We start from the raw sequence: 10,007 nt of genomic DNA on the forward strand, positions 1-10,007 counted from the left end.
CCCCAACCCCCTCTCCCAACCTTGGGAGAGGGGGAGAAAATGTCTCTCACAAGTGTCTGAAACAACGGTGTCTCGTTCTACAATTTCTCACCTTGACAGGGCTGCCTATATCTCCCCCATCTCTCCCATCCTCCCCATCTTCCCCCATCCCCCCATCCCCCATTACCAATTACTAATTACCAATTACCGATTACCAATTCCCTATTCCCAGAACGATCCCCCCTTCTGATAGACTGACAGGTAGAAGCGGCAAGACTAGAAGCCCAAAACATTGAGTTAAGCAATAGAGAGGAAAATTCTGTGGAAAGTACGCTGGGATTAGAAATTATAGAAGTTGTTGAGAAGGCTGCGATCGCATCGGCCAAGTGGATGGGAAAAGGTGAAAAAAATACCGCCGACCATGTGGCCGTGGAGGCCATGCGCGAACGGATGAACCAAATCCATATGCGCGGTAAAATTGTGATCGGAGAAGGGGAACGAGATGAAGCCCCTATGCTCTATATTGGCGAAGAAGTGGGCATCTGTACCCGCGAGGATGCTCACAGCTATTGTAATCCTGATGAATTAGTTGAAATTGACATTGCGGTTGATCCCTGTGAAGGGACGAACTTGGTGGCCTATGGACAACCGGGTTCGATGGCTGTATTGGCGATTTCGGAAAAAGGCGGTTTATTTGCTGCACCGGACTTTTACATGAAAAAGATTGCTGCTCCTCCGGCGGCGAAAAATCATGTTGATATTAACAAGTCGGCTACCGAAAATTTAAAAATTCTGTCTGAATGTTTAGATCGCTCCATTGAGGAGTTAGTGGTGGTGGTGATGGACCGCTCCCGACACCAAGATTTAATTAAAGAAATTCGCGGTGCAGGGGCCCGGGTTCGTCTGATCAGTGATGGGGACGTTTCTGCGGCTCTCTCCTGTGCGTTTGCGGGGACGAATATTCACGCGCTGATGGGGATTGGTGCTGCTCCTGAAGGGGTGATTTCTGCGGCAGCGATGCGCTGTTTGGGCGGTCACTTCCAAGGGAAGTTGGTTTATGATCCTGAAGAAGTGAAAACGGGTTTAATTGGTGAAAGTAAAGAAGGGAATATTGCTCGTTTACAAGAAATGGGCATTGATAACCCGGATAAGGTCTATGGTGCCGAAGAATTAGCTGGAGGGGAAACTGTCCTCTTTGCCGCTTGTGGGATTACTCCTGGGACGTTGATGAATGGGGTGCGCTTTTTCCACGGTGGGGCGCGGACTCAAAGTTTAGTGATCTCCAGTCAGTCGATGACGGCCCGCTTTGTGGATACGGTGCATATGTTTGAACAACCGAAATATATTCAATTGAGTTAGGGATTTTTGGGGAATAACCCATTGGTGACAAGGGAAGCTCACAGTCCCTAGTTAAGGGAAATGGGGGAGATAGGAAAGATGGAGTTTTCTAACTGTTCTACTGTCAATTCTGTCGATGCTCCCTCAACAGAGGAGAGAGAAGGGAGAATAGTGTGCGGACTGCTCACTTCTCACTTCTCTCTCCTCTCTTTTTCTTATCTATGCTTCCGATGCTCCCAACAACGTCACAGAGATTAACTATTGTTGCATCTTCGCGGGTTCTAGGGGTCGCTACACTGAGTAAATTGTAAAATCGAGGGTGTCTCTCAATTTACCCTTTTTATGTCTAAGACGGTTATTCATACGCCTAATGCTCCTGCTCCGGTGGGGCCCTATAATCAAGCCATTGTCGCTTCTGGCCAGATGATTTTTGTGTCGGGCCAAATTCCCCTTGATCCCCAAACGGGGGAGTTTGTGGGGAGTGGAGATATTTCCCAACAAACTCAACAGGTGATGCAAAATGTTCAAGGGATTCTCGAAGCGTCGGGGGTGACTTGGGAAAATGTGGTCAAAATGACCATCTATCTGACTGATCTCAGCAATTTTGGGACAGTTAATCAGATTTATGGTCAATATTTCCAGGAAGATTCTGCTCCGGCTCGGGCTTGTGTTGAGGTGGCAGGACTTCCAAAAGGGGCGTTGGTGGAAATGGAATGTATTGCGATCGCGTAATCCTGATCCTCTAATGAGGGCAGAAGGGTACTTTTGAAAGGAGCTTAAACCAAAACCTCAACGTTAAGAGTCGCTTTTTGTAATGTTCGTTTACAAAGCTGTAACTCCCACCAGACAAGGCATATAACCCAAAATTCCTACCCAAACACCCCTTAAATGTAAACAAATATTACAAAAATGCCGTCATACTGGCTTAACAGCTTGACGCTTTAAGAGGGAGTCGCTAATATAACAAGACATACCCGGGTACAAAAACATTCATTTAGAGATGCAAGACAAGCAGAAAGTTACACTCTATCTTCCACCAGACCTCCATCGAAGGCTCAAAATTAAAGCCGCAGTGGACATTAACTCAATGTCTGCGATGGTCGAAAAAGCGGTTGTTTTCTACTTACAACATCCTGAAGCTATCGATGAACTGGAAGCTGGACTGGCAACCCTAGAAGGTCACGGGAATCAAGGCCAAACCCATCGGGTTTATAGCTGTCCCGAATGCCATAGTTCACTGGTTCAAAGAGATGGAGAGTTAGTTTCCTTAAAAGATCAACCGAGTGTTCTCTCCGAAGATATCTCCGAAGATGTCCCAGTAGAACAGGTAAGAGACCCCCAAGACCAACAAGAGTCTTCATCAGACTCCCAGGGCGAAGAAAGTGAAGAAACTTTAGTTCCCTGCTAAGGGTAAAACGACACTAAAGTATTCTGATACAGCTTGACCTGATCAAGTTCGTCCCTCTTCCACCCATAACCCTCTGATCACACTCTCTCAGTTGTCACTCTTGACCGAGTTGGGATCACCAAAATCTGATCACTAAAGTTTGATCACCAAAGTCTGATCACCAAAGTTTAAGGATCAAAATCCAAAGATCACTGACTACTCACAAGATTGCTCACCCAAGGGATCACCAACGCAAGGGGTTGTTGATTGAGCCTGCACTTAGTTAAGGTCAATAGCTATGAAAGAAGAACTCAGTATCCTCGTAAAAGCTCAATATCCCCTAATCTACCTCGTCACTCCTGAAGAGGAACGTGCCGAACAAGAGATCGCCAAAATTGCCCAGAGTAGCACCCAACATCAGCGTGTTTTCATGTGGACAATGACCCAAGGGATGGTTGAGTATGGTCAATCTCATGGTCAATCTCGTCAGCAACCCCAACACAATACTATTTCCCCTGAAGCTGCGATCCAGTGGACGATCCAACAAAGAGAGCCGGGCATCTTCATCTTTAAAGATTTACATGATTTTATCACGGGAGCAGGGGTAAAACGGGCATTAAGAGATGCGATCGCCTCCTTCAAAGGGACCGAAAAAATTATTCTACTCATGTCGCCACTCCAAGAAGTCCCCCTCGAACTAGAAAAAGAAGTAGTCGTCATGGACTTCCCCCTCCCCGACATGGCAGAACTGAACCAAGTTCTCTCCAAGCAATTAAACCAAACCAAAACTCGGCGCACCTCCACCGAAGTCCGAGAAAAACTCCTCAAAGCGGCCTTAGGGTTAACACGAGACGAAGCAGAGAAAGTTTATCGCAAAGCCCATGTAAAAGCGGGTCGTCTCACCCAAGAAGAAGTAGATATTATTCTCTCTGAGAAAAAACAACTCATCCGTCGCAATGGCATCTTAGAATACATAGAAGAAGACGAAACCATTGATTCTATCGGCGGTTTAGAAGAACTGAAAAAATGGTTGAAGCAACGGTCTGGCGCGTTTACAGAACGGGCGAGAGAGTACGGACTCCCCCAACCCAAAGGAATGCTGATTCTGGGAGTTCCTGGGTGCGGAAAATCCCTCATTGCGAAAACCACCTCTCGTCTCTGGGGGTTGCCCATCCTGCGCTTAGACATGGGACGCATTTACGACGGGTCAATGGTGGGACGGTCCGAAGCCAACCTCCGCAACGCCTTAAAAACCGCCGAATCCATTTCTCCTGCTATTCTCTTCATAGATGAGATTGACAAATCCTTTGCCGGAGGAACCGGATCATCAGACTCCGATGGCGGGACTTCTAGCCGGATTTTCGGGTCATTCCTGACCTGGATGCAAGAGAAAACCTCCCCCGTCTTCGTCATGGCCACCGCCAACCGCATCGAACGGCTACCGGGTGAGTTTTTACGGAAAGGTCGTTTTGATGAAATCTTCTTCGTGGACCTCCCCACCCCCGAAGAACGACAAGATATTTTCAGAATTCACTTGAGCAAGCGGCGTGAGGATATTTCTCGCTTCGACCTCGACCAGCTTGCCAAGATGTCAGAAGGGTTTTCCGGAGCAGAGATTGAGCAAGCCCTCATTGCCGCCATGTACGAGGCATTTGCTCAAGACCGGGAGTTCACGCAGTTGGATATCATCGCTGCGCTGAAAGCCACTCTCCCCCTGTCCCGGACAATGACAGAGCAGGTCACGGCTCTCCGCGACTGGGCGCGACAACGCGCACGACCTGCCGCGTCCTCCACTGCTGAGTATCAGCGACTGGAGTTTTAACAGGCTTTCTCTTACCTTCTGGGTAAGGGCAAAGGCTAGTAACTGGTTTACTAGCAGCAACAACAAAAAAAATGCCGCCTTGCGGCAGCACTTAACCAAACAAACCACTGTCGTTTTAAGTCAAGAGGAAATCCAAATGTCTCATTTCAGCACCTTACGCACCAAGATCAGCGATTCCGAAATTTTGCAAACTTCTCTCCGTGATTTGGGGATCACCGTGAAGTCCGATGCTGATGTTCGCGGCTACAACGGTCAGCGCGTCCGTGCCGACTTGGTTGCTGTCCTCGATGGTGAGTACGATCTCGGTTGGTCTCGCAATAGCGATGGCACTTATGACCTGATCGCTGACCTCTGGGGTGTTGCTAAGAAGCACAATCAAACCGAACTCATCAACTCTATTAACCAAAAATACGCTGTTAACAAAACTTTATCTGAAGTTAAGCAGCGCGGTCTGGAGAACGCCAACGTGAAGTTAGTCGTCCAAAAGTAATCTCTGACTTGCGTTCCAAAGCAATTGGGTTAACTGTTTCTAGGTTAACCCTTTTTTTCTAAGCTGGGGGTACGGGATGCCGTACCCCATTTTCGGGATAGGGGCATAGATATTTTATTCAACTTCGGGGAAAGAGCGTAGGGATTCTTCCAAGTGGCCTTGATCGGCCATTCGCAGCAGGAGGGGGCCGGGGCTGCGGAATTGGACGGCGGTAATGCAGCAGACGGGCATGAAAATGCGATCGCGGAATCGCCCCACATCAATCCCCAGTAAACTACAAACCAGAACCCGAATCATCGTTTTGTGGGAGACAATCAACACATTCCCTTCAGTATATTGTTCTTGCAAATCGCGCACCACCGTCATCCCCCGACGAGCCAGATCAACCCCTCGTTCTCCCCCCGTCGGAGCATTCCAACCGGGGTCTGTCAGCCAGCGCACATAATCATCATGGTATTCTTGGTTAACGGTCTCTTTGGTTTTCCCTTCCCATTTCCCGTAGTCAAGTTCCTTAATCTCCTCCTCTAACTGCATATCTAACCCCACGGCCTCACAAATGGGTTTAGCGGTGGCCTGAGTCCGCTTCAAGGGACTAGAAATAATCCGTTGCCAAGGTAGAGATTGATACACCTCAGCAAATTGTGCCGCCATACGGTGTCCTTCCGGCAATAATTCCGCATCCAGATGGCCACAAAAGCTATTATCTAAACTATATTTAGTTTGGCCATGTCGTAGGAAATATAAAGTTAAACCCATTTCATTCTCCAAAGTCCCTCATTATTATCTTAATGAAGGTTTCGGGTAAGCACTCAGGGTTTATGTTTAAACAACAACCGCTAGGGAGTTTTAATCCCTAAAAGTGTACACCTGATGACTAATGACTGATTACTGTTTACTGCTCTATGACTCAAGCGATTTTTAACCAACTCGCCCCCTATCTTCAAGACTATATCTATCGTCAGGAATGGACAGAATTTCGTCCCGTCCAACTAGCAGCTTGTGAAGTATTATTTGAAAAATCAGGTCATTTACTACTCGCATCGGCAACAGCATCCGGGAAAACCGAGGCCGCTTTTCTCCCCATCCTTTCCTTACTTCATAATACCCCCTCAAGCACTATTTCTGTTCTCTATATTAGTCCCCTAAAAGCCTTAATTAATGACCAATATACCCGTCTCAATGACCTCCTTAAAGAAAGTAAAACCCAAGTCTTTGCCTGGCATGGGGATATCTCCTCTCATCGCAAACGGCAATTATTAGATCATCCCCAAGGAATATTACAAATTACCCCAGAATCCCTCGAAAGTCTATTAATTAATCACACCAAAAACTTATCCCGTTTATTCGGAGATTTACGCTTTATTATTATTGATGAAATTCACACCTTTTTAGAATCCCAACGGGGGTTACAAGTCCTCTGTCAATTAGTCCGTTTATCCCGTCATACCGGGATAACTCCCCGTCGCATTGGCCTATCAGCAACATTAGGGGATTATGAAGTGGCCAAAGCGTGGTTAACGGGAGGAACAACCTTAGAAACCCACGCACCTACCATTCCCGATACAGGCCGTCAAGTCCGTTTAGCGGTAGAACAATTTACAATTGATCCAGACATTCCCCCTACAGAGAATCCCTACTATCGCCATATTTTTGAACTGACAATCAATAGTAAATCTTTAATCTTTGCCAATAGTAGAACAGACACCGAAGCAGTCATTAACTCCCTGCGACAAATTGCTAAAAATGAAGGATTACCAGACATTTATTACACTCATCATGGCAGTATTTCCGGAGACTTTCGCCAAGATGCAGAATTAGCCATGCGAAATGATCCAGTTGCGGTGACAGCAGCAACGTTAACCCTAGAATTGGGCATTGATATTGGAGAATTAGAGCGAGTTATTCAACTCAATGCACCTTTTTCGGTATCTAGTTTTTTACAACGTTTGGGACGCACTGGCCGCCGGGGAATGCCAGCAGATATGCGGTTCATTTGTCAAGAAAAAGAAACAGAAAGTAATACTTTTGCCGAGCAATTTCCTTGGCAGTTATTACAATGTATTGCCATTATTCAATTATACCTAGAAGACCGTTGGTTAGAACCATTAGAGCCACCTAAATATCCCTACAGTTTATTATATCAGCAAACGCTAAGTGTCTTAGCCACCCATCAAGAATTATCCCCCGCAGCATTAGCAGAGGAGGTGTTAAGTTTACCTGTTTTTGCGGCAATTTCCCTAGAAGACTATCGCCACCTTTTAAGGTATTGGCTACAGTTAGACCACTTACAGGAAACTGAACAAGGCAATTTAATTTTAGGAATACAGGGAGAAAAGCAGGTTAATAATTATCAATTCTATGCCGTTTTTGAAAGTCCTGTGGAGTATTTAGTGCATGGAGAAGCAGGGAAAATTGGTAGTATTTTTAATCCCCCCTCCTTGGGGGCTAAACTATCTTTAGCAGGACAAACTTGGCAAGTTTTAGATATTGACAAAACACGAAAAATGGTGTTAGTCAAACCTGTGGAGGGAGTGGGGAGTATGGCTTGGCGAGGCCGGGGAAAATTGAGTATTCATCAGCGTATCTTAGAGAAAATACGGGATATTTTAGCCAGTGATAGTCATTATCCCTATTTGTTAGAGAATGCAGCGAGACGGTTACAGGAAAGTCGGTTATTATTTCGACGGTTTCAGTTAGCGGAAAATCCAGTAATTTTTGAGGAGGGGGTGTATTATTTATTCCCGTGGTTAGGGAGTAAGCGGTTTAATACTTTGGAGAAGTTAATTTATATTTTTCTGGCGAATAAATTGGACATCAAAGTAAGGCGTTCCGTGCGTCCTTATTATTTTGTTTTACAATCGCCTAATTTTTTGACTTGGGAGAGTATTCAACAGGAAATTGCTGATCTATTGGCGACTGGGTTAAGTAGTGAGGATATTGCCTCATTTTTAGAGATTCCCCAACGGGATAAATATGATGAGTATATTCCGAATTATTTGTTACGGAAAGCCTATGCGGGGGATGAGTTGGAGTTACCTTTATTTACCTTGGGTTAAAACCCAAGGCTAATAGCTGAAACCCGTTAAAACGGGTTAATAGACCAATCAGGTGTAGAGACTGTATTGGATGTCAAAGATTTAAGGAAGGGTTTATGCAATAAACCCCTACATTTATCATTGTAGAGTAGGGGTGCAATGCTTGCACCCAAAGGGGTTGTAGTTAACACGAGTCCAACTTTCTTTCCTGCGTAACGCACCAAACCCCTGTCCGGTTATCCTTGGGGGGGAGAAACCGGGTTTCTTTCTAGAACTAGGGTGAAAAAAGCTCAGTTATCGCAGAAACCCCGTTTCTAGGTGTTCGGTGAACCTGCGAGACAATTCATCAACCCCAAACTAGAAGGATCATAATAAACTAAGACTATACCCTGAAATCAAGCCTATTTCCCCGTCCAGCCATGCGTCAATGTTTTAATCCCGACTGTCTCTCCCCTAGTCCGAAATCGTTTAACTTTTGTCCCAAATGTGGCAGTAAACTCTTATTGGTGGAGCGATACTGGGCGAGGGAGGTACTGGGAGAAGGGGGGTTTGGACGTACATTTTTAGCCGTTGATGAGTTTAAACCCTCCAAACCGCCTTGTGTGGTGAAACAGTTTCTCCCGCAAGCACAGGGGACGAATAATATTGCCAAAGCCTCAGAATTATTTGCCCAAGAAGCAGAACGGTTAGAACATTTGGGCAAACATCCGCAAATTCCGGAGTTATACGCCTATTTTACCACCGATAACCGTCAATATTTAGTCCAAGAATGGATTGAGGGACTCACCTTACAGCAGGAGTTAGAACAACAAGGGGTATTCAGTGAAGCGCAAATTCGGGAGGTTTTAGCGGATTTATTGTCGATTTTACAATTCGTTCACCGCAACCACGTCATTCATCGGGATATTAAACCCGAAAATATTATTCGGCGGCAAGCTGATGGCAAGCTGGTTTTAGTCGATTTTGGGGCAGCTAAAGCAGTTCAACCTCTCCAGCAGAGTGTAACAGGAACGGTGATCGGTTCAGCCGAGTATTGCGCCCCGGAACAAAGGATGGGGAAACCTAAGTTTATCAGTGATTTGTATAGTTTGGGGGTGACTTGTCTGCATTTGTTAACCCAAGTCAGTCCTTTTGAGTTGTATGACGTAATGGAGGCGGAATGGGCATGGGGAAAGCATTTGCAGGGAAATTCAGTGAGTGCGGGGTTAGGGAGAATTTTAGATCGGTTGGTTGAACCGAAACCCAGGCAACGGTATCAGTCGGTTACAGAAGTATTAGGGGACTTAGGTGGGGGTGTTGTTGCTTCTCCTCCGACGGGGACTCCTCTTGCTTCTAGGGGAGTCGGGAGTTTTGCGGGGTTACAGCAGAAGTTAGCGGCGACGGATATTGATACGCTGGTAGGGGAGTTGAGAGGGTTGCAGCATAAAAGCCCTTTTTTGAGTCGGTTGCAGCGTACTCTAGATTTGAGTTCTCATGTTTTGAGGGAGGATAAACACCAGTTAGCGAGTCAGTTATGGGGACGACTGCTTGTTCCTGAGACGACGCAGCAGTCTCCAGAGGTGGAACAGTTGTTACAACAGGTCGCAGCACGACAACAGGGGCTGTGGTTGCGTCCCTTAGCCCCTTGTTTCGACTCTCCCGACGGAGCTTTAGTCCGCACCCTCACTGGGCATAGTAACAGGGTAACAGCAGTAGCAGTCACCCCAGAAGGGCAGGTCATTTCTGGGTCTTCTGATAATACCCTGAAAGTGTGGGATATGCAGACGGGGAAAGAACTCCGCACCCTCACTGGGCATAGTGGCTATGTAACAGCAGTAGCAGTCACCCCAGAAGGGCAGGTCATTTCTGGGTCAGAGGATAATACCCTGAAAGTGTGGGATATGCAGACGGGGAAAGAACTCCGCACCCTCACTGGGCATAGTCACTGGATAACAGCAGTAGCAGTCACCCCAGAAG

Annotated in this window: 9 protein-coding genes; 8 read left to right on the plus strand and 1 reads right to left on the minus strand. The window is 46.4% G+C overall.

What is annotated here, in order from left to right; translation table 11 throughout:
• From PN462_RS00935 to PN462_RS00960, 6 genes are all read left to right on the plus strand, one after another.
• Positions 1-229: hypothetical protein (locus tag PN462_RS00935; RefSeq protein WP_272125957.1), on the plus strand; the 229-nt coding region annotated here is incomplete at its 5' end.
• A gap of 71 nt (positions 230-300) precedes the next feature.
• Complete coding sequence (gene glpX / locus PN462_RS00940) at positions 301-1,338, plus strand: class II fructose-bisphosphatase (RefSeq protein ID WP_272125959.1); 1,038 nt, start codon at positions 301-303, stop codon at positions 1,336-1,338.
• Positions 1,339-1,659: 321 nt separating this feature from the next.
• Positions 1,660-2,049 carry a RidA family protein gene (locus PN462_RS00945; RefSeq protein WP_272125961.1) on the plus strand — a complete coding sequence of 130 codons (390 nt, stop codon included), beginning with the start codon at positions 1,660-1,662 and terminating at the stop codon, positions 2,047-2,049.
• Positions 2,050-2,317: 268 nt separating this feature from the next.
• Positions 2,318-2,725 (plus strand): CopG family transcriptional regulator, encoded by a 408-nt coding sequence (locus tag PN462_RS00950; RefSeq protein WP_272125963.1) that lies wholly within the window; start codon positions 2,318-2,320, stop codon positions 2,723-2,725.
• Positions 2,726-3,002: 277 nt separating this feature from the next.
• Positions 3,003-4,526: a stress-responsive protein Ycf46 gene (gene ycf46 / locus PN462_RS00955; RefSeq protein WP_272125964.1), complete on the plus strand. Its 1,524-nt coding sequence runs from the start codon at positions 3,003-3,005 to the stop codon at positions 4,524-4,526.
• 136 nt (positions 4,527-4,662) lie between these two features.
• The gene (locus tag PN462_RS00960) at positions 4,663-5,016 is read left to right on the plus strand and encodes a DUF1257 domain-containing protein (protein ID WP_272125966.1); all 354 of its coding nucleotides are present in this window, start codon (positions 4,663-4,665) and stop codon (positions 5,014-5,016) included.
• Positions 5,017-5,130: 114 nt separating this feature from the next.
• Here the strand turns inward: PN462_RS00960 and PN462_RS00965 are convergent, their stop codons facing one another.
• Positions 5,131-5,772 (minus strand): histidine phosphatase family protein, encoded by a 642-nt coding sequence (locus tag PN462_RS00965; RefSeq protein WP_272125968.1) that lies wholly within the window; start codon positions 5,770-5,772, stop codon positions 5,131-5,133.
• A 146-nt stretch (positions 5,773-5,918) separates the two neighbouring features.
• On the opposite strand from PN462_RS00965, the gene PN462_RS00970 reads away from it, so the two are divergent.
• Positions 5,919-8,072 carry a DEAD/DEAH box helicase gene (locus PN462_RS00970; protein WP_272125969.1) on the plus strand — a complete coding sequence of 718 codons (2,154 nt, stop codon included), beginning with the start codon at positions 5,919-5,921 and terminating at the stop codon, positions 8,070-8,072.
• Between the two features lie 398 nt (positions 8,073-8,470).
• Positions 8,471-10,007: protein kinase domain-containing protein (locus PN462_RS00975; protein ID WP_272125970.1), on the plus strand; the 1,537-nt coding region annotated here is incomplete at its 3' end.

The sequence above is a fragment of the Spirulina sp. CS-785/01 genome (genome assembly GCF_028330525.1).
In the GTDB taxonomy this organism is placed as follows: Bacteria; Cyanobacteriota; Cyanobacteriia; order Cyanobacteriales; family Spirulinaceae; genus JAQMSD01.

Bases quoted from the DNA above. Each gene is read 5' to 3' on its own strand.
- PN462_RS00960 (WP_272125966.1), top strand. From the start codon at position 4,663: ATGTCTCATTTCAGCACCTTACGCACCAAGATCAGCGATTCCGAAATT.
- PN462_RS00965 (WP_272125968.1), bottom strand. From the start codon at position 5,772: ATGGGTTTAACTTTATATTTCCTACGACATGGCCAAACTAAATATAGT.
- ycf46 (WP_272125964.1), top strand. From the start codon at position 3,003: ATGAAAGAAGAACTCAGTATCCTCGTAAAAGCTCAATATCCCCTAATC.
- PN462_RS00970 (WP_272125969.1), top strand. From the start codon at position 5,919: ATGACTCAAGCGATTTTTAACCAACTCGCCCCCTATCTTCAAGACTAT.
- PN462_RS00945 (WP_272125961.1), top strand. From the start codon at position 1,660: ATGTCTAAGACGGTTATTCATACGCCTAATGCTCCTGCTCCGGTGGGG.
- PN462_RS00950 (WP_272125963.1), top strand. From the start codon at position 2,318: ATGCAAGACAAGCAGAAAGTTACACTCTATCTTCCACCAGACCTCCAT.